Raw genomic sequence first — 21,767 nt, 5'->3', positions numbered from 1 at the left:
GCGACGCAATCGTCACCGGGAAGAAAGACGCAAACGTGACGGCCGCCCCATTGGGGCGGCCGTTTTGTTCACGCATCAGCTGTTGTTGTGGTCGACCTTGATGGTCGGATCGCTGCCGGCAATCAGGTTGTGAATGTTGGCAGTGGACCAGTTGTTGCCTTCCAGCTTGATCGTCACGTCCGGTGTCGCGGCAGCCGCATCGGCGGAGTTGAACTTGCCCGCCGAGCTGACCTGCAGCGACGACACGCCGTCGACCGTGGTGATCTTCAGGAAGTTGTCGATGGTGCTGCCGGACTCGCCCTGCAGCAGGTCGCGCAGGTCGATGCGGTCACCTTCGCTGGCGTTGAAGTCCTTGATCACATCGTTGCCGGTGTCGCCTGCTTTCCAGACGAAGGTGTCGGCACCGGAACCGCCGATCAGGATGTCGTTGCCCGGGCCGCCGATCAGCGTGTCGTTGCCGGAGCCGCCGAGCAGGATGTCATTGCCCTTGCCGCCATCGAGCACGTCATTGCCGCCGCCACCGAACAGGATGTCATTGCCTGCGCCACCCAGCAGCGTGTCGTTGCCGTCATGGGCACCGGACACATCGAACGCCTGATAGTGCTCGGTGATGTACTGGTGCACGTTGCTGGTGGTGACTTTGCTGACATCCACGCCGGTCTGCTGCGCGACAAACGCCTGCATCGCCTGGTAACCCTCGCCGGCAATGCCGTTGAAGCTCACCAGATCACCGAACAGGATGTCGTTGCCGTCGCCACCGTTGACGGTGTCGTTGCCCGGCATCGTCGCTTCGGTGTGGCCGATGATCGAGTTGGCCAGGTCCTTCGGATCGATGTTGGTCTGCGGGTTGTGATCGGTGTCGTACGGTTTCAGGTCGTTGAGGCTGACACCGCTGTTGATCCCGATGGCTTCCACATTGGACAGGTTGCCCAGCAGTGCGAAGGCGCTGTTGGCGTTGTCGGTGGTGGTCTGGCTGGTGCTGCTGCCGGAGCCTGCCAGGCTCGACAGCTCGTAGGTGCCGTCGCCCTGGGCGTGGATGGTGCCCACGTTGCTCCAGTTCCAGCTGCCGTTCTTGTACGTCTGCAGGACCACGGCACCCGCCGTGCTGATGGTCAGATAGTGCGTGCTGTCGATGTAGGTGCTGAAACTGTCGCCCAGTTTGTAGTTGCTGGTCTTCACCACGTCGTCGAGCTTCACGTTGCCGTACAGCGTCGGGTTGGTCTGTTCGCCGCTCTGGTAGTAGGTCGGCTGGCCGTCGGTGATGAAGTACGTGAGGTTCTTCGCCCCGGTGTTGGCCACGGCTTCGGCGCTCTGGAAGAAGTTGGCCGTAGCCTTGAACACGTCTTCGTAGTTGGTGCCGCCGCCGGAGGTCATCGAGTCCAGCACTGCCTTGAGCTTGGTCAGCGCGTTCGGGTCGTTGAGGTTTACCGATACCGACTTGTTGACCTGGGTATCGAAGTCCACCAGGAAGATGTTCACCGTACCCGAGTTGTTGCCCATGCTCTGCTTGAGGGTGTTGAACACCGACGTCAGCGAGTCTTTGGCAGCGTTGATCGACGCGGTGCTCATGCTGCCCGAGCTGTCGACCATGAACGCGATGTTGTAGTTGGTGCCCGGCACCACGGTCAGGCCACCGATGTCAGCGACGATGATGTCGTTGCCGTCGGTGCCGGTGACGGTGTCGTCGGCCGAAGTGGCGACAATCGAGTTGTAGACCGCCGGCACCACGGTGACCGGAATGGTCGCGGTGGTGCTGGCCGAGCCGCCCAGAGCCTCGGTGGAGGTCGAGGTCACGGTCAGGTTGAACTGGCCGTTGTAGTAGGCCGGCGGGGTCACGGTCAGGCTGCCTAGGTTCCAGCCGGTGACGTTGGCGTCGCCGCTGGTGGCGGTCACGGTGAAGCTGTGGCCCGCGCCGTCGCTGAGCACCGAGCCGACCGGTGCGCCGCTGATCTTGATGCTCAGGGTTTCCGAACCGTCGGTGTCGGTCAGCGCGGTGCTGATCGACGACAGTTTCACGGTGGTGCCTTCGGCGCCGGTGTTGAGCTTGTAGCCGTCGTAATAGCCTTCGCCGTTGGTGCCGTGCAGGTCGGAGACGGTTACACCGGAGTTCACCAGGTCCTGTACGCCGGTGTAGATCGGCACGCCGGCACTGCTCAGGTCGATCGCCGTGCCGCCGTTGACCGACAGGTTGACGTCGTAGCTGCCCGGGCCGCTCTGGTTGTGGTGGTAGATCTCCAGGGTGTAGTAACCGCTGGTGGTCGGGGTGAACGAACCGTTGAGGTTGCCGCCCGCGCCCCAGGTCGTGGAGGCCACGTTCTTGCCGCCGATGTTCACCAGCAGGCTGTCATCGCCGGTGCCGGTGAAGGTGTAGGTCTTGCCGGCTTCGAGGTAGATCAGGCCGGACGTCTTCGACGCGGTGCCGGCGGCTACGCTGCCGTCGGACTGCACATTGGTCACGGTGCCGCTGGTGTTCGGTTTGCCTGCGCCGTCGATCACGTTTTTCAGGGTGGTCGAGTTGGCGCCGCTGCCGTCGGTGCCCAGGCCCGACAGACCGGTCCATACGTCCTTGACCAGCCCGGTGGACTTCACGCTGTTGTCGGCCACCGACAGGGTCGGCGCATCCGCCACCGGCGTGATGTCGATCTTGATCGTGCCGGTGTTGCCCAGCAGTTGGCCGTCGGTTGGCTGGAACTTGATCTGCGCGTAGTCAGCCTGGTTGTTGCCCAGACCGGTGCCGCCATAACCGTTCACACCCGATTCGTTGGCATCCGGCAGGAAGCGCAGCTTGCCGGCGTCGATGTCGGCCTTGCTGAAGGTCTGGTTGGTGGCGACGTCTTTCCAGGTCGAACCGTCCAGGTACTGCAGTTTGCCTTCGCCCGGCAGCTGGGTGATTTTCACGCCCAGGCTCGATGCCGGGCTGTCCACGTCGCTGACGCCGAAGGTCGACCAGCCGAGGATCAGCGGGGTGTCTTCGGTGCCGGTGACGTTGACCGGTGCTGCGACCGGCGCGTCGTTGACCGCCACCACGTTGACCGTGGTGGTGGCGACGTTGGAGTAGTTGCCGCCATCGGTCACCGTCACGGTGATGATCCGTGGCACGGTGCTCGGGTCTTCACTGCTGTTGGTGAAGGTGATGTTCTTGATCGCCTGCATGTAGTCGGCGAGCGTCGCGTTGCCCGACAGCGTCAGCGTAATGGTGCCGTTGGTGCTGTTGGCATTGATGGTGATGCCGTTGACGCTGTTGCCCAGGTTCAGCGCATCGCCGTCCTGACGGTTGGTCAGCACGATGGTCGCGCCGGTCAGCATGGTGCTGTCCGGGTCGGTGATCTTGATATCGGTGTCGGCGATCGACACACCCGCGCCCGGGGTGTTCTCGGTGAAGGTCACTTTGTAGTCGGCCCCGGTGGCGCCGCTGGAGTTGTTGGCGTCGAGGTCGATGACCGGTGGCGCATCGTTGTCGATGATCGAGGTGCTGACGCTGCCGTTGGTGCTGCTGACCGCCAGGTTCTCGAAGTTGCCGCCGGTGGCCGAGTCGATCTTGACCACGAAGTTCTCGGTGCCCTCGGTGATCTTGTCGTCGATGGTCGCAACGTTGAACTGCGCGCTGCTGGCGCCCGCCGGGATCTTCACGGTGTAGACGCCGGTGAAGTCCGAACCGTCGGCGGCGGTGCCGCTGTAGACGATTTTCAGGGTCACTTCGGTTTGCGCCGGGTGGGTCAGGCTGACGGTGTAGGTCGCGGTCTGGCCTTCGGTCACCGAGGTGCTGCCGGTGATGCTGACGGTGGTGGTGTCGATGGTGTCGGTGACGTTGGTCACCGCTGGCGTGTTGCTGGTCACCAGGTTTTCGAAGTTGCCACCGGTGGCGTTGGTGATGGTTGCCTGCACGGTGCCGGCGTCTTTGTAGACGTCGTCGGCCGGTGCCGGAACGGTCACGGTGCCAGTGGTTTTGCCGGCCTCGATGGTGATCACCGAGCCGTTGCTCAGGGTCACGGTCACCGGGGTGCCTGCCGCGTTGGTCAGGGTCGCGGTGTAGGTGATCGAGCCACCTTCGGCCACGGTACCGGTCGCGGTCAGCGACAGGTTGGTGGTGTCGATGGTGTCGGTCACGGTGGTGCTGACCGGGGTCTTGTCGGCGACCAGGTTCTCGTAGTTGCCGCCGCTTACGTTGGTGATCGAGTTGGTCAGTGGAGCATGACCATTCAACACGTCGTTCGGTGCAGTCGTGGTGACGGTGCCGGTGGTCTTGCCGATGTCGATCGTGATGGTCTGGCCGTTGGACAGGGTCACGGTCACTGGCGAACCGGTCACCGGTGCGCCGACAGTTGCGGTGTAGACCACGTTGCCACCCTCGGCCGCTGTCGCGGTCGCGGTCAGCTTCACGGTGGTGGTGTCGATGGTGTCGGTGACGTTGGTCACCGCTGGCGTGTTGCTGGTCACCAGGTTTTCGAAGTTGCCACCGGTGGCCGACTTGATCGTGGCCTGAACGGTGCCGGCGTCTTTGTAAACGTCATCGGCTGGCGCAGGAACAGTCACGGTGCCGGTGGTTTTGCCGGCATCGATGGTGATCACGGCGCCGTTGCTCAGAGTCACGGTCACCGGAGTGCCCGCAGCGTTGGTCAACGTTGCGGTGTAGACGATCGAACCGCCTTCAGCCACGGTGCCGGTCGCGGTCAGCGACAGGTTGGTGGTGTCGATGGTGTCGGTGACGGTGGTGCTGACCGGAGTCTTGTCGGCCACGAGGTTTTCGTAGTTGCCGCCGCTGACATTGGTGATGGCGTTGGTCAGCGGTGCGTGGCCGTTCAACGCATCGTTCGGCGCGGTGGTGGTCACGGTGCCGGTGGTCTTGCCGACTTCGATGGTGATGGTCTGGCCGTTGGACAGGGTCACGGTCACTGGCGAACCGGTCACTGGCGCGCCGACAGTCGCGGTGTAGACAACATTGCCGCCCTCGGCCGCTGTTGCGGTCGCGGTCAGCTTCACGGTGGTGGTGTCGATGGTGTCGGTGACGTTGGTCACGGCCGGTGTGTTGCTGGTCACCAGATTTTCGAAGTTGCCACCGGTGGCGTTGGTGATCGTTGCCTGAACAGTGCCGGCATCCTTGTAGACGTCATCGGCCGGCGCAGGAACGGTCACGGTGCCAGTGGTTTTACCAGCGTCGATGGTGATCACGGCGCCGTTGCTCAAGGTCACGGTCACCGGGGTGCCCGCAGCGTTGGTCAGTGTGGCGGTGTAGATGATCGAACCGCCCTCGGCGACCGAATTGGTGGCGCTCAAGGACAGGTTGGTGGTGTCGATGGTGTCGGTGACGGTGGTGCTGACCGGAGTCTTGTCGGCGACCAGATTCTCATAGTTGCCGCCGCTTACACCGGTGATTGCGTTAGTCAGTGGCGCATGACCATTCAACACGTCGTTCGGCGCGGTGGTGGTGACGGTGCCGGTGGTCTTGCCGACTTCGATGGTGATCGACTGACCGTTCGACAGGGTCACGGTCACTGGCGAGCCGGTGACAGGTGCACCCACGGTGGCGGTGTAGGTGACGGTGCCACCCTCGGCTGCCGTCGCGGTCGCGGTCAGCTTCACGGTGGTGGTGTCGATGGTATCGGTGACGCTGGTCACCGCTGGCGTGGTGCTGGTCACCAGGTTTTCGAAGTTGCCACCGGTGGCGGACTTGATCGTGGCCTGTACGTTGCCGGCGTCCTTGTAGACGTCATCGGCCGGCGCAGGAACGGTCACGGTGCCGGTGGTCTTGCCGGCGTCGATGGTGATGACAGCACCGTTCGACAAGGTCACGGTGACTGGCGAGCCAGCGGCGTTGGTCAGGGTTGCGGTGTAGGTGATCTGGCCACCTTCGGCCACGGTGCCGGTTGCGGTCAGCGACAGGTTGGTGGTGTCGATGGTGTCGGTCACAGTGGTGCTGACCGGTGTTTTGTCGGCGACCAGGTTTTCGTAGTTGCCGCCGGAAACGTTGGTGATGGCATTGGTCAACGGCGCGTGGCCGGTCAGCACATCGTTTGGCGCCGTCGTGGTGACGGTGCCGGTGGTTTTACCGACTTCGATGGTGATGGTCTGGCCGTTCGACAGTGTCACGGTCACTGGCGAGCCGGTCACTGGTGCACCCACGGTCGCGGTGTAGGTGACGGTGCCACCTTCGGCAGCGGTTTCGGTCGCGGTCAGTTTGACCGTGGTGGTGTCGATGGTGTCGGTGACGCTGGTCACCGCTGGCGTGGTGCTGGTCACCAGATTTTCGAAGTTACCACCGGTGGCGGATTTGATCGTGGCCTGTACGGTGCCGGCGTCCTTGTAGACGTCATCAGCTGGAGCCGGAACAGTGACGGTGCCAGAGGTTTTGCCGGCGTCGATGGTGATCACCGCGCCGTTCGACAACGTCACGGTCACTGGCGAGCCAGCGGCGTTGGTCAGGGTCGCGGTGTAGGTGATCTGGCCACCCTCGGCCACGGTGCCGGTCGCGGTCAGCGACAGGTTGGTGGTGTCGATGGTGTCGGTCACAGTGGTGCTGACTGGAGTCTTGTCGGCGACCAGATTTTCGTAGTTGCCACCGCTCACGTTGGTGATGGCGTTGGTCAGCGGCGCGTGGCCAGTCAGCGCATCGTTCGGCGCGGTGGTGGTCACGGTGCCGGTGGTTTTGCCCACTTCGATGGTGATGGTCTGGCCGTTGGACAGGGTCACGGTCACTGGCGAGCCGGTGACAGGTGCACCCACGGTCGCGGTGTACGTAACGGTCCCGCCTTCAGCCGCCGACTCGGTCGCGGTGAGTTTCACCGTGGTGGTGTCGATGGTGTCAGTGACCTGGGTCACCGCAGGAACCGTGCTGGTCACCAGATTTTCGAAGTTGCCACCCGTGGCGGACTTGATCGTCGCTTCCACGGTGCCGGCGTCCTTGTAGACGTCATCGGCCGGTGCCGGAACCGTCACGGTGCCCGTAGTTTTACCGGCCTCGATGGTGATCACCGCGCCGTTGCTCAAGGTCACGGTTACCGGAGTGCCCGCAGCGTTGGTCAGTGTGGCGGTGTAGATGATCGAACCGCCCTCGGCGACCGAATTGGTGGCGCTGAGGGTCAGGTTGGTGGTGTCGACAGTGTCGGTGACCGTGGTCGAAACCGGGGTCTTGTCGGCGACCAGATTCTCGTAGTTGCCACCGGAAACGTTGGTGATCGCGTTGGTCAGCGGCGCGTGGCCGGTCAACGCATCGTTCGGCGCGGTGGTGGTCACGGTGCCGGTGGTTTTACCGACTTCGATGGTGATCGACTGACCGTTGGACAGGGTTACGGTCACCGGGGAACCGGTTACCGGAGCGCCAACAGTCGCGGTGTAAGTAACGGTGCCGCCTTCAGCCGCCGACTCGGTCGCGGTCAGTTTGACCGTGGTGGTGTCGATGGTGTCGGTGACATTGGTTACGGCTGGCGTAGTGCTGGTCACCAGGTTTTCGAAGTTGCCACCGGTGGCGGACTTGATTGTCGCTTCCACGGTGCCGGCGTCCTTGTAGACGTCATCGGCTGGCGCCGGAACGGTTACGGTGCCAGTGGTCTTGCCGGCTTCGATGGTGATCACCGCGCCGTTCGACAGGGTCACGGTCACCGGAGTACCTGCCGGATTGGTCAGGGTCGCGGTGTAGACGATCGAGCCGCCTTCGGCCACGGTGCCGGTCGCGGTGAGCGACAGGTTGGTGGTGTCGATGGTGTCGGTCACGGTGGTGCTGACCGGAGTTTTATCAGCAACCAGATTCTCGTAGTTGCCACCGCTCACGTTGGTGATCGCGTTGGTCAGCGGCGCGTGGCCGTTCAGCACATCGTTCGGTGCCGTGGTGGTCACGGTGCCGGTGGTTTTACCCACTTCGATGGTGATCTGCTGACCGTTGGCCAGGGTCACGGTCACTGGCGAGCCAGTCACCGGCGCGCCCACGGTCGCAGTGTAAGTAACGGTGCCACCTTCGGCGGCGGTTTCGGAAGCGGTGAGCTTCACGGTCGTCGTGTCGATGGTGTCGGTGACTTCCGTTACGGCTGGAACGGTGCTCGGAACGAGGTTCTCGAAGTTGCCACCGGTTGCATCCTTGATGGTGACTTCGACTTTGCCGGCATCCTTGTAGACATCATCGGCCGGGGCCGGAACGGTTACGGTGCCGGTGGTTTTACCCGCTTCGATGGTGATCACGGCGCCGTTGCTCAACGTCACGGTGACCGGCGTGCCGGCCGGGTTGGTCAGGGTCGCGGTGTAGACGATCGAACCACCTTCGGCCACGGTCCCGGTCGCAGTCAGCGACAGGTTGGTGGTGTCGATGGTGTCGGTCACGGTGGTGCTGACCGGGGTTTTGTCGGCGACCAGGTTCTCGTAGTTGCCGCCGCTGACGTCGGTAATCGCGTTGGTCAGCGGTGCATGGCCGTTCAACGCATCGTTTGGCGCGGTGGTGGTCACGGTGCCGGTGGTCTTGCCGACTTCGATGGTGATTTGCTGACCGTTCGACAGGGTCACAGTCACCGGGGAACCGGTTACCGGAGCGCCAACAGTCGCGGTGTAAGTAACGGTGCCGCCTTCAGCCGCCGACTCGGTCGCGGTCAGTTTGACCGTGGTGGTGTCGATGGTGTCAGTGACCTGAGTCACGGCGGGAACGGTGCTTGGCACCAGGTTCTCGAAGTTGCCACCGGTGGCCGTCGAAATGGTGGCTTCGACTTTGCCCGCGTCCTTGTAAACGTCATCGGCCGGAGCCGGAACGCTTACGGTGCCGGTGGTCTTACCGGCTTCGATGGTGATGACAGCGCCGTTGGACAGGGTCACGGTGACTGGCGTGCCGGCCGGGTTGGTCAGGGTCGCGGTATAGACGATCGAACCGCCTTCGGCCACGGAGCCGGTAGCGCTCAGGGTCAGGTTGGTGGTGTCGACGGTGTCGGTCACGGTGGTGCTGACCGGAGTTTTGTCAGCCACCAGATTCTCGTAGTTGCCACCGCTCACGCCGGTGATCGAGTTGGTCAGCGGCTCGTGACCGTTCAGCGCGTCATTTGGCGCGGTGGTGGTCACGGTGCCGGTGGTTTTGCCGACCTCGATGGTGATTTGCTGCCCATTGGCCAAGGTCACGGTAACCGGAGAACCCGTCACCGGAGCACCAACAGTCGCGGTGTAGGTGACGGTGCCACCTTCAGCAGCGGTTTCGGTCGCGGTGAGTTTCACCGTTGTGGTGTCGATGGTATCGGTGACGTTGGTCACGGCCGGAACGGTGCTCGGTACCAGGTTCTCGAAACCGCCGCCGGTGACGGTCGAAATAGTTGCTTCGACCTTGCCCGCATCTTTGTAAACGTCATCGGCTGGCGCCGGGACAGTCACGGTGCCCGTAGTCTTGCCGGCTTCGATGGTGATCACCGCGCCGTTCGACAGGGTCACGGTTACCGGGGTGCCGGCCGGGTTGGTCAGGGTCGCGGTGTAGACAATCGAACCACCCTCGGCTACCGAGTCGGTGGCGGTCAGGTTCAGGTTGGTGGTGTCGACCGTGTCCGAAACCGAAGTGTTGGCCGGTTTGCTGTCGACCGCCAGGTTCTCGTAGTTGCCACCGGTGGCCTTGTCGATGGTCACGCTCAGCGAGCTGCCGCCCGCCAGCGGGCTGTTCGGCGCGACGAAGTTCACGGTGCCGGTGGTCTCGCCCACGGCGATGGTGATGGTCTGGCCGTTGGACAGGGTCACCACGACCGGCGAGCCGGTCACTGGCGCAGTCACGGTCGCGGTGTAGACCACGGTTTCGCCTTCGGCGACGTTGGCGGTAGCGGTCAGCGACACGGTGGACGTGTCGATAGTGTCGTGAACGGTGGTGACCGCCGGGGCCGTGCTGGTGACCAGGTTTTCAAAGTTGCCGCCAGTGGCGCCCTTGATGGTCGTTTCAACGGTGCCGGCGTCCTTGTAGACGTCGTCGGCTGGCGCAGGAACGGTCACGGTGCCGGTGGTTTTGCCGGCCTCGATGGTGATCACGGCGCCGTTGCTCAACGTCACGGTCACCGGGGTGCCGGCGGCGTTGGTCAGGGTCGCGGTGTAGGTGATCTGGCCACCTTCGTTGACTTCAGGCGTCGCGCTCAGCGTCAGGTTGGTGGTGTCGACGGTGTCGGTCACGGTGGTGCTGACCGGGGTTTTGTCGGCTACGAGGTTCTCGTAGTTGCCGCCGCTTACGCCGGTGATCGAATTGGTCAGCGGTTCGTGACCGTTGAGTGCGTCGTTCGGTGCAGTGGTGGTCACGGTGCCGGTGGTTTTGCCGACTTCGATGGTGATCGACTGACCGTTGGCCAGGGTCACGGTCACCGGGGAACCGGTCACTGGCGCGCCAACGGTAGCGGTATAAGTGACAGTGCCACCTTCTGCTGCCGACTCGGTCGCGGTGAGTTTCACCGTGGTGGTGTCGATGGTGTCGGTGACTTCGGTAACCGCTGGAACAGTGCTTGGCACCAGGTTTTCGAAGTTGCCACCGGACGTGTCCTTGATCGTGACTTCGACCTTGCCGGCGTCTTTGTAGACGTCATCGGCCGGGGCTGGAACGCTCACGGTGCCGGTGGTTTTACCGGCTTCGATGGTGATCACGGCACCGTTCGACAGGGTCACGGTGACCGGCGTGCCGGCCGGATTGGTCAGGGTCGCGGTGTAGACGATCGAGCCGCCCTCGGCCACGGAGCCAGTGGCACTCAGGGTCAGGTTGGTGGTGTCGACGGTATCGGTCACCGTGGTCGAAACCGGAGTCTTGTCGGCTACCAGATTCTCGTAGTTGCCGCCGCTCACGTCGGTAATCGAGTTGGTCAGCGGTGCATGGCCGTTCAACGCATCGTTTGGTGCGGTGGTGGTCACGGTGCCAGTGGTTTTACCCACTTCGATGGTGATCGACTGACCGTTGGACAGGGTTACGGTGACTGGCGAACCGGTCACAGGTGCGCCAACAGTCGCGGTGTAGGTGACGGTGCCACCTTCGGCAGCGGTTTCGGAAGCGGTGAGCTTCACGGTCGTCGTGTCGATGGTGTCGGTGACCTGAGTCACGGCGGGAACGGTGCTTGGCACCAGGTTCTCGAAGTTGCCGCCAGTAGCCGTCGAAATGGTCGCTTCGACCTTGCCCGCATCCTTGTAAACGTCATCGGCCGGAGCCGGAACGCTTACGGTGCCAGTGGTTTTACCGGCTTCGATGGTGATCACCGCGCCGTTCGACAGGGTCACGGTGACCGGCGTGCCCGCCGGGTTGGTCAATGTGGCGGTGTAAACGATCGAACCGCCTTCGGCGACAGAACCAGTGGCGCTCAGGGTCAGGTTGGTGGTGTCGACGGTGTCGGTCACGGAGGTGCTGACCGGAGTTTTGTCAGCCACCAGATTCTCGTAGTTGCCACCGCTCACGCCAGTGATCGAGTTGGTCAGCGGTTCATGACCGTTCAACGCATCGTTCGGCGCTGTGGTGGTGACGGTGCCGGTGGTTTTACCGACTTCGATGGTGATCTGCTGACCATTGGCCAGGGTCACGGTCACTGGCGAGCCGGTCACAGGGGCACCAACGGTGGCGGTGTAGGTGACAGTGCCACCTTCAACTGCGGATTCGGTCGCAGTCAGTTTGACCGTGGTGGTGTCGATGGTATCGGTGACTTCGGTGACGGCCGGAACGGTGCTCGGCACCAGGTTTTCGAAGTTGCCACCGGACGCGTCCTTGATGGTCACTTCGACCTTGCCGGCATCCTTGTAGACATCGTCGGCAGGCGCCGGAACGGTCACGGTGCCAGTGGTTTTGCCCGCTTCAATGGTGATGACGGAGCCGTTGCTCAAGGTCACGGTCACCGGGGTGCCGGCAGGGTTGGTCAGGGTGGCGGTGTAAACAATCGAACCGCCCTCGGCCACGGTGCCGGTCGCGGTCAGCGACAGGTTGGTGGTGTCGACGGTGTCGGTCACGGTGGTGCTGACCGGGGTTTTGTCAGCCACGAGGTTTTCGTAGTTGCCGCCACTCACGCCGGTGATCGAGTTGCTCAACGGTTCATGACCGTTCAACGCATCGTTCGGTGCGGTGGTGGTGACGGTTCCGGTGGTCTTGCCGACTTCGATGGTGATGGTCTGGCCGTTGGCCAAAGTGACAGTCACTGGCGAACCGGTCACAGGCGCACTGACCGTCGCGGTGTAGGTGACGGTTCCGCCCTCGGCCACCGAGGTATCGGCGCTCAGCTTCACCGTCGAGGTATCGATGGTGTCAGTCACTTCAGTGACAGCCGGGACGGTGCTTGGAACAAGGTTTTCGAAGTTGCCGCCGGACGCATCCTTGATGGTGACTTCGACCTTGCCGGCGTCCTTGTAGACGTCATCGGCCGGCGCAGGAACAGTCACGGTGCCAGTGGTTTTGCCCGCTTCAATGGTAATGACCGAGCCATTGCTCAAGGTTACGGTCACCGGCGTACCGGCCGGGTTGGTCAGCGTGGCGGTGTAGACGATCGAACCGCCCTCGGCCACGGTACCGGTAGCACTCAGTGTCAGGTTGGTGGTGTCGATGGTGTCGGTGACGGTGGTGGAGACTGGAGTTTTATCAGCAACCAGATTCTCGTAGTTGCCACCGGTCACATCGGTGATCGAGTTGGTCAGTGGTTCATGACCGTTCAACGCATCGTTCGGTGCAGTGGTGGTCACGGTGCCGGTGGTCTTGCCGACTTCGATGGTGATTTGCTGACCATTGGCCAGGGTCACGGTCACCGGCGATCCGGTCACTGGCGCGCCAACGGTAGCGGTATAAGTGACAGTGCCACCTTCTGCTGCCGACTCGGTCGCGGTGAGTTTCACCGTGGTGGTGTCGATGGTATCGGTGACTTCGGTGACGGCCGGAACGGTGCTCGGCACCAGGTTTTCGAAGTTGCCACCGGACGCATCCTTGATGGTCACTTCGACTTTGCCGGCGTCTTTGTAGACGTCATCGGCCGGAGCCGGAACGGTCACGGTGCCGGTGGTTTTGCCCGCTTCAATGGTGATGACGGAGCCGTTGCTCAACGTCACGGTTACCGGCGTGCCCGCAGGATTGGTCAGAGTCGCGGTGTAAACGATCGAACCGCCTTCGGCCACGGAGCCAGTCGCGGTCAGCGTCAGATTAGTGGTGTCTACGGTGTCGGTGACGGTAGTCGAAACCGGGGTCTTGTCGGCAACGAGGTTTTCGTAATTGCCGCCGCTCACGTCAGTGATCGAGTTGGTCAGTGGTTCGTGACCGTTCAACGCATCGTTCGGCGCGGTGGTGGTGACGGTGCCGGTAGTCTTGCCGACTTCGATGGTGATCTGCTGACCATTGGCCAGGGTCACGGTCACTGGCGAGCCGGTCACAGGTGCGCCGACGGTAGCGGTGTAGGTGACAGTGCCACCTTCAGCTGCGGATTCGGTCGCGGTCAGTTTGACCGTGGTGGTGTCGATGGTGTCAGTCACTTCAGTGACGGCCGGAACAGTGCTTGGCACCAGGTTCTCGAAGCTGCCGCCAGCGGTATTGGTGATAGTGACTTCAACCTTGCCGGCGTCCTTGTAGACGTCATCGGCAGGAGCCGGAACAGTCACGGTACCAGTGGTTTTGCCAGCCTCGATGATGATGACCGAGCCGTTGCTCAAGGTCACTGTCACCGGAGTGCCCGCCGGGTTGGTCAGCGTGGCGGTGTAGACGATCGAGCCGCCTTCAGCCACGGAGCCGGTCGCACTCAGCGTCAGATTGGTGGTGTCGACGGTGTCGGTGACCGTGGTCGAAACCGGAGTCTTGTCGGCCACGAGGTTTTCGTAATTGCCGCCGCTCACGTCAGTGATCGAGTTGGTCAGCGGCGCGTGGCCGTTGAGCACATCGTTCGGTGCGGTGGTGGTCACGCTGCCGGTGGTCTTGCCGACTTCGATGGTGATGGTCTGACCGTTGGCCAGGGTCACGGTGACCGGGGAGCCAGTGACCGGTGCGCCAACAGTGGCGGTGTAAGTAACGGTGCCGCCTTCAGCGACCGAGGTGTCAGCGGTCAGTTTGACGGTCGAAGTGTCGATGGTATCGGTCACTTCGGTAACCGCCGGGACAGTGCTCGGAACAAGGTTTTCGAAGTTGCCGCCGGACGCATCCTTGATGGTGACTTCGACCTTGCCGGCGTCCTTGTAGACGTCATCGGCCGGCGCAGGAACAGTCACGGTGCCAGTGGTTTTGCCCGCTTCGATGGTGATCACCGCGCCATTGGACAGGGTCACGGTGACTGGCGAGCCGGCGGCATTGGTCAGGGTCGCGGTGTAGACGATCGAACCGCCCTCGGCCACGGAGCCAGTGGCGCTCAGGGTCAGGTTGGTGGTGTCGACGGTATCGGTGACCGTAGTCGAAACCGGGGTTTTATCGGCTACGAGGTTTTCGTAGTTGCCGCCGCTCACGCCAGTGATCGAGTTGGTCAGGGCCGGATTGCCGGTCAACGCATCGTTCGGCGCGGTGGTGGTCACGGTACCGGTGGTCTTGCCGACTTCGATGGTGATTTGTTGACCATTGGCCAGGGTCACGGTCACAGGCGAACCGGTCACCGGCGCGCCAACGGTGGCGGTGTAGGTAACGGTGCCGCCTTCGGCTGCAGTTTCGGTCGCGGTGAGTTTGACCGTGGTGGTGTCGATGGTGTCAGTGACTTCGGTCACGGCCGGAACGGTGCTCGGCACCAGGTTCTCGAAATTGCCGCCGGTGGTGCCGGTAATGCTGACTTCGACTTTACCGGCGTCCTTGTAAACGTCATCGGCCGGTGCCGGAACGGTCACGGTGCCGGTGGTCTTGCCCGCTTCAATGGTGATGACGGAGCCGTTGCTCAACGTCACGGTCACCGGCGTGCCGGCCGGGTTGGTCAGGGTCGCGGTGTAAACGATCGAGCCACCTTCAGCCACGGAACCGGTCGCGGACAGCGACAGATTGGTGGTGTCGATGGAGTCGGTGACGGTGGTGGTCGCCGGCGTGGTGTTCGGCACCAGATTCTCGAAGTTGCCGCCGGTCGCACCGGTAATGGTGGTGCTGACGGTGCCGCCGTTGTTGTAGACGTCATTCGGTGCGGTCGGCACGTTGACGCTGCCGCTGGTCTTGCCGGCTTCGATGGTGATGGTCGAGCCGTTCGACAGGGTGACGGTCACCGGGGTCTGCGCCGGGTTGGTCAACGTCGCGGTGTAGGTGATCTGGCCACCCTCGACCACGGTGCCGGTCGCGGTCAGGGTCAGGTTGGTGGTGTCGACCGAATCGACGATATTGGTGACGGCTGGCGTCGGGTTCGGCACCAGATTCTCGAAGTTGCCGCCCGTGGCACCGGTGATCGTGGTGGTGACGGTGCTGCCGTTGTTATAGACATCATTCGGCGCGGTCGGAACGTTGACGGTGCCAGTGGTCTGGCCGGCGCCGATGGTGATGGTCGATCCGTTGGACAGGGTAACGGTGACCGGCGTCTGCGCCGGGTTGGTCAGGGTCGCGGTGTAGGTGATCTGGCCACCTTCAGTGACGCTGCTGCCCGCCGTCAGGGTGACGGTGGTGGTGTCGATGGTGTCGGTGACCTGGGTCACGGCCGGAGTGGTCGGCACGGTGACAGTAATGCCGTTGCCGCCGGTGGTGCCGGTGACGGTCACGTTGATCTGGGTCGGGTCGTTGTAGACCGTGTCATTCGGGGCCAGCGGCACATTGACGGTGCCAGTGGTGGAACCGGCCGGAATCACGATCACCGCGCCATTGGACAGGGTGACGGTCAGGTCGGTCAGCGGCGCCTGGGTCAGGGTCGCGGTGTACACCAGCACGCCGCCGGCTTCGGTGATGGTCGGCGTGGCGCTGAGGCTCAGGGTCGAATCGCGCAAGGCGTTGGTGGTGGTGTCGGTGGTCTGGCCGCCGGTGATGTTCTGGGCGGCTTGACCGCCGGAGTTGATACCCGCCGTCGGGAAGCCGATGGTCGGGTCGACACGGCCAGCGGTGGCATCGAGCATCACGAAGCTGTGACCACCTCCAGCAGCACCGCCAGTGCCTGCGGCGGTCGCGCCGGCAGCCGTGGCCTCGAGGTCGGTGGTCGGGTCGGCACCGGCGGCAATGGCTTGTTGCAGTTCTTCAACGGACGGCGCGGCCTGCGCAGTGGCCTCGGCCAGGTCGGTGGTGGAGTCCGGCGTGTCGGCGCTCCATTGAGTGTCACGACCCAGATCGAGGGTGCGGCCATCAGCCAGCTCCAGGGACACCGCGCCAGAGACGCCGGTATCGACCTGATCGCCGGCGAACAGACGGTCGCCTTCAACGAGTACGCGACGGACGCCCTCTGGGGACACCACGAAAACCTGACCGACAATGCTTTTGACGATGGCCACAACACTGCTCATTGAAGACTCTCCGGGTGTCACGTTCAGTTGACTTCCATAGACCTGATGGCTTTTCTGCGCCGATTCAGTCTGGACGTACTTTTAAAAAAATGTGAATCAAGTTTGACGCTGATCTTCGTCAATATTTTGGCTAGAATCTTTCGCTATTAACTTTATGCCAAACTATTGACCTTATGGATGCCATCCTAAACAATCGCCCCACTAATGTCACATTGATATTTACGCGGCGACTTGCCCTTGAGCATGTGATCCAGTTCCGGTTTTAAACTTTCCGACATACGGTCATTCCGGTTGCCATCATCCGACGCAGCACCCTTATTTGCTGTGATTCACGACAAGAAGTTTTGGGAATTCCTTACCATGCGTTCGCCCCTGTTCAAGGCTCTACCTTTCGCTCTCGCCGCGTCTTTTGCTCAAGCACAATCCTTACCGGAAGCCATGCAACAGGCACTGGATGTCCATCCGGAAATCCAGGCTGGGGTCAACAGTCGATTGGCCGCGGATTATCAGTTAAAGGCCGCCAAAGGTGGATACCTGCCCAAGGTCGATCTGCTCGGCGGTTATGGCCGTGAAGGCACCGACAGCGTCACCACCCGTGCCAACGGCGGCGGCAATCACTGGGAAACCCTGAACCGTGGCGAGTCGAGTGTGCGATTGTCGCAAATGGTTTTTGACGGTTTTGCGACGTCCAGTGAAGTCGGGCGTCAACAAGCCACCGTCAACTCCCGCGCCTACGCTTTGCTTGGCACCTCCGAGCGCACCGCGCTGACCGTGGCCCAGGTTTATCTGGATGTACTGACCCGCCGCGAATTCGTGCGCCTGGCCGAGGAAAACCTCAAGAGCCACCAGCGCATCTACGATCAGATCCAGTTGCGCACTCAGCGCGGCGTCGGCAGCGGTGCCGACCTCGATCAGGCTGAAGCGCGGATGGCCCAGGCCCGCAACAATCTGATCACCGAGCAGACCAACCTCGCCGACTCGGAAACCAACTTCCTCAGCGCCGTCGGCCAGATGCCCGATCAACTGGAGCGTCCGGCGCCGTTCATGGCGATGATGCCGGCCAACCTCAATGAGGCCCGCGCGCAGATGCTGGAGAACAGCCCGATCCTGCGTTCGGCCGAGTCCGACATCGCCGCTGCCGAGAAGCAGTACGAAACCGCCAAGTCGACCTTCTACCCGCGTTTCGACGCCGAGCTGGGCCGCACCGCCGACAACGATCTCGATGGCCAGAATGGTCACAACAATGAATGGCAGGCGATGCTGCGCATGCGCTTCAACCTGTATTCCGGCGGCAGCAACAAGGCTGACCTGGAATCCAAGTCCTACCTGTCGAACCAGGCGCTGGACATCCGCAACAACGCCCTGCGCCAGTTGAACGAAGAACTGGGCCTGGCCTGGAACGCCCTGAACAATGCCAACGCCCAGGTGCCGATCGCTCAGCAGTACGTTGACCACAGCACCGCAGTGCGTACCGCTTACCAGCGTCAGTTCAGCCTTGGCGAACGAACCCTGCTGGATTTGCTCGACAGTGAAAACGAACTGTTCACCGCTTCGCGCCGTCTGGCCGAGATCAAGAACATTCAGTTATTTACTCAATACCGAATCAAGGCGACCATGGGCGAGTTGCTCAAGAGCCAGGGAGTGGTCGCACCGATGGCATCCGTTGTGCAGAACGACGTGAAGCCCAAGGTTCAACTGCCCGGGATGAATTGAGTTGTCCCTTTTCAACTGTTAAAGAGTGTCGAGCGTGGAATCAGAAGTCAGTCGAGTTCATCTCAGTCATGATCCACGCGCGTTGCACGACGATCCGTTACTGGATGGTCTGCTCGCCCTTTGCATGCTGCACCAGAAACCCGCCAGCGCGGCGATGCTGACCACCGGTCTGCCGCTGCCCAAGCAACGCCTGAGTGTCGAACTGCTGCCTCGTGCAGCGGCACGCGCCGGCCTGCAGGGGCGGGTGTTGCAACGCAAGCTGGAAGAAATTCCGGCCATCGCCATGCCGGCGCTGTTGCTGCTCAAGGATGGCCGCAGTGCCGTCCTGCTCGGCTGGCAGGGTGAGAACGAAGCCCGGGTGCTGCTCAGCGAAACCGATGGCGGCGAATCTCTCGTCAACCGTGAGCTGCTGGCCGACGACTACCTCGGCAAAGTGTTCTTCGCCCAGCCCCAGCACAAATTCGACGTCAACCACGGAACGCTGATCCCGCGTGCACGCTCGTGGTTCCGCGACACCCTCAAGCGTTCGCGCTGGCTGTATGCCGACGCCATCGCCGCCAGTTTCCTGATCAACATCATCGCCATGGCAGCCCCGCTGTTCGTGATGAACGTCTATGACCGCGTGGTGCCGAACCAGGCCGAAGCGACCCTGTGGGTGCTTGCACTGGGCATCACCGGTGCCTACCTGTTCGACCTGATCCTCAAGAGCCTGCGCAGCCTGTGCCTGGATCTGGCCGGCAAGAAAACCGACCTGATCATCTCCGCCACGCTGTTCGAGCGGATCGTCGGCATGGCCATGAAGTACCGCCCGGCGCGGGTCGGCAGCTTTGCCCAGAACATCCATGAGTTCCAGAGCCTACGCGACTTTCTCGCCTCGCTGACCCTGACCAGCCTGATCGACCTGCCGTTCACCATCCTGATCTTCATCGTCATCGCCATTCTCGGCGGGCATCTGGTGTGGATTCCGGTGCTGGCCTTCCCGATTGCCCTGCTGATCGGCTACGCCTTGCAGAAGCCGCTGGTGGCCACCATGGAGCGCACCATGGCGCTGGGCGCCGAGCGTCAGTCGAGCCTGATCGAAACCCTCGCCGGCCTCGATGCGGTGAAGGTCAACAACGCCGAAAGCGAACGCCAATACCAGTGGGAGCAGACCATCGGCACCCTCAGCCGCCTCGAGCTGCGGGTGAAAATGCTCTCGGGTCTGGCGATGAACATCACCCTGCTGATCCAGCAACTGGCCGGGGTGATCATGATCGTCTTCGGCGTGTACCAGATCATCGCCGGCAATCTGAGCATGGGCGGCCTGATCGCCTGCTACATGCTCAGTGGCCGCGCACTGAGCCCGCTGGCGTCGCTGTCCGGTCTGCTGACCCGATACCAGCAGGCGCGGGTGACCATGACCTCGGTCGACCAGATGATGGAGCTGCCGCAGGAGCGCAATTTCGAAGAGCGCCCGCTGAGCCGCAAGGTGCTGCAAGGTGCGATCGAATGCCGTCAGCTCAACTTCACCTACCCCGATCAACAGAACCCGGCGCTGAAAAACATCAACCTGGTGATCCGTCCCGGCGAGAAGATCGGCATCATCGGCCGCAGCGGCTCGGGCAAGAGCTCGCTGGCCAAGCTGCTGGTGGGCCTGTATCAGCCGGATGACGGCGCGTTGCTGGTCGATGGCGTCGACATCCGCCAGATCGACGTCAGCGAGCTGCGCTACAACATCGGCTACGTGCCCCAGGATATCCAGCTGCTGGCCGGCACCCTGCGCGACAACCTGATTTCCGGCGCCCGTTACGTCGAGGACGAGCTGGTGCTGCAAGCCGCCGAACTGGCTGGCGTGCATGAATTCGCCCGCCTGCACCCGCAGGGTTATGAACTGCAAGTCGGCGAGCGCGGGCAGAACCTGTCCGGCGGCCAGCGCCAGAACGTCGCCCTGGCCCGGGCGCTGCTGCTCAATCCGCCGATCCTGCTGCTCGACGAGCCGACCAGCGCCATGGACAACACCGGCGAAGAACGCCTCAAGCAACGCCTGGCTGCAGTCGTTGAAAACAAGACCGTGGTGCTGGTGACGCACCGGGCATCACTGCTGTCGCTGGTGGATCGCCTGCTGGTGGTCGACCGTGGACAGATTCTCGCCGATGGCCCGAAAGCCGCCGTGATGGAAGCGTTGAAGAAGGGGCAGATCAGTGTTGCTTAAGTCGGGTTTCAAGGATTCGATCCGTCGCTACTTCAAGGGCTCTGCCTCGTTGCACGGCCAGCCGCTGCCGGAGGTCAACAAGGCCTTGATCGAGGACGCGCCGCGTGTGGTGCGGCTGACGATCTGGGCGATCATCGGTTTCTTCGTGTTCCTGATGCTGTGGGCCAACTTCGCCGTGATCGACGAAGTGACCAAGGGCGACGGCAAGGCGATTCCCTCGTCGAAGATCCAGAAAATCCAGAACCTCGAGGGCGGTATCGTCTCCGAGCTGTTCGTCAAGGAAGGCCAGATCGTCGAGGCCGGCGCACCGCTGGTTCGTCTGGACGACACGCGCTTCGCCTCAAACGTCGGCGAGACCGAAGCCGATCGTCTGTCGATGCTGCTGCGGGTCGAGCGTCTGAGTGCCGAGGTCGATGACCGGCCGCTGAATTTCCCCGAGGACGTGCTCAAGGCCGTGCCGGGTCAGGCCAAGAGTGAAGAGTCGCTGTACGTCAGCCGTCGCCAGCAACTGCACGATGAAGTCGGCGGCTTGCAGGAGCAGTTGATCCAGCGCCAGCAAGAGCTGCGCGAGTTCACCTCGAAGCAGGCGCAGTACCGCCAGCAACTCGGCCTGCAACGCCAGGAAATCAACATGTCCGAGCCGCTGGTGGCCCAGGGTGCGGTGTCGCCGGTGGAAGTGCTGCGGCTCAAGCGTGCCGAAGTGGAAACCCGTGGCCAGCTCGACGCCACTACCCTGGCGATCCCGCGCGCCGAATCGGCGATCAAGGAAGTCCAGCGCAAGATCGACGAGACTCGCGGCAAGTTCCGCAGCGACGCCCTGACCCAGCTCAACGAAGCCCGCACCGACCTGAACAAGGCCCAGGCCACCGGCAAGGCGCTGGAAGACCGGGTCAGTCGTACGCTCGTTACCTCGCCGGTGCGGGGCATCGTCAACAAGATGCTGGTCAACACCATCGGCGGCGTGATCCAGCCGGGCAGCGATCTGCTGGAAATCGTGCCGCTGGACGACACCCTGTTGGTCGAAGCGAAGATCCGCCCACAGGACATCGCGTTCCTGCACCCGGGGCAGGATGCCACGGTGAAATTCACCGCCTATGACTACACCATCTATGGCGGCCTGAAGGCGAAACTCGAGCAGATCGGCGCCGACACCATCACCGACGAAGACAAGAAAACCACCTACTACATCATCAAGCTGCGCACCGAGCGCAGCCACCTCGGCACTGACGAGAAGCCGCTGCTGATCATCCCGGGGATGGTGGCATCGGTGGACATCATCACCGGCAAGAAGACCGTGCTGAGCTACCTGCTCAAGCCGATCATCCGGGCTCGCGCCGAGGCGTTGCACGAACGTTGATTGGCCCCTTTCGCGAGCAAGCTCGCTCCCACAGAACTTTGTTGGCACATGGATATGTGTTTACCGAAGTCCCTTGTGGGAGCGAGCTTGGTCCGGGCGGCGATCCGACGAAGGGCGTCTGTCGGAACAACGCATTCCGCCCAGAAGTGACGCAAATGGTCACTCACCATCCAGTCCATTCCGAAGCAATCGCCATAT

At 62.5% G+C, this 21,767-nt stretch carries 4 protein-coding genes; 3 read left to right on the top strand and 1 reads right to left on the bottom strand.

The genetic code is table 11. The features are described 5' to 3' along the window. Positions 1-75: 75 nt before the first annotated feature. Entirely contained in the window at positions 76-16,308 is a 16,233-nt protein-coding gene (locus tag ACKLNA_RS23440) for an immunoglobulin-like domain-containing protein (RefSeq protein WP_408987241.1), read from the bottom strand. A 360-nt stretch (positions 16,309-16,668) separates the two neighbouring features. Here ACKLNA_RS23440 and ACKLNA_RS23435 point away from each other — a divergent pair, with 360 nt between their 5' ends. From ACKLNA_RS23435 to ACKLNA_RS23425, 3 genes are read left to right on the top strand one after another with little or no spacing between them, the layout of a single operon-like run. Beyond that, positions 16,669-18,021 (top strand): TolC family outer membrane protein, encoded by a 1,353-nt coding sequence (locus ACKLNA_RS23435; RefSeq protein ID WP_085712605.1) that lies wholly within the window; start codon positions 16,669-16,671, stop codon positions 18,019-18,021. 34 nt (positions 18,022-18,055) lie between these two features. Then, on the top strand, positions 18,056-20,212 hold the full coding sequence (locus tag ACKLNA_RS23430; RefSeq protein ID WP_085712606.1) for a type I secretion system permease/ATPase: 2,157 nt from the start codon (positions 18,056-18,058) through the stop codon (positions 20,210-20,212). After that, the gene (locus tag ACKLNA_RS23425; RefSeq protein ID WP_408987240.1) at positions 20,202-21,569 is read left to right on the top strand and encodes an HlyD family type I secretion periplasmic adaptor subunit; all 1,368 of its coding nucleotides are present in this window, start codon (positions 20,202-20,204) and stop codon (positions 21,567-21,569) included. Before ACKLNA_RS23430 ends, ACKLNA_RS23425 begins: the two co-directional genes overlap by 11 nt. The last annotated feature ends 198 nt before the right edge of the window (positions 21,570-21,767 follow it).

Source organism: Pseudomonas sp. UV AK001, assembly GCF_046097675.1.
In the GTDB taxonomy this organism is placed as follows: domain Bacteria; phylum Pseudomonadota; class Gammaproteobacteria; order Pseudomonadales; family Pseudomonadaceae; genus Aquipseudomonas; species Aquipseudomonas kribbensis.
The sequence above is the reverse complement of the archived record's forward strand: the minus strand, read 5'-3'. Positions and strand labels throughout refer to the sequence as shown.

Bases quoted from the DNA above. Each gene is read 5' to 3' on its own strand.
- ACKLNA_RS23440 (WP_408987241.1), bottom strand. From the start codon at position 16,308: ATGAGCAGTGTTGTGGCCATCGTCAAAAGCATTGTCGGTCAGGTTTTC.
- ACKLNA_RS23435 (WP_085712605.1), top strand. From the start codon at position 16,669: ATGCGTTCGCCCCTGTTCAAGGCTCTACCTTTCGCTCTCGCCGCGTCT.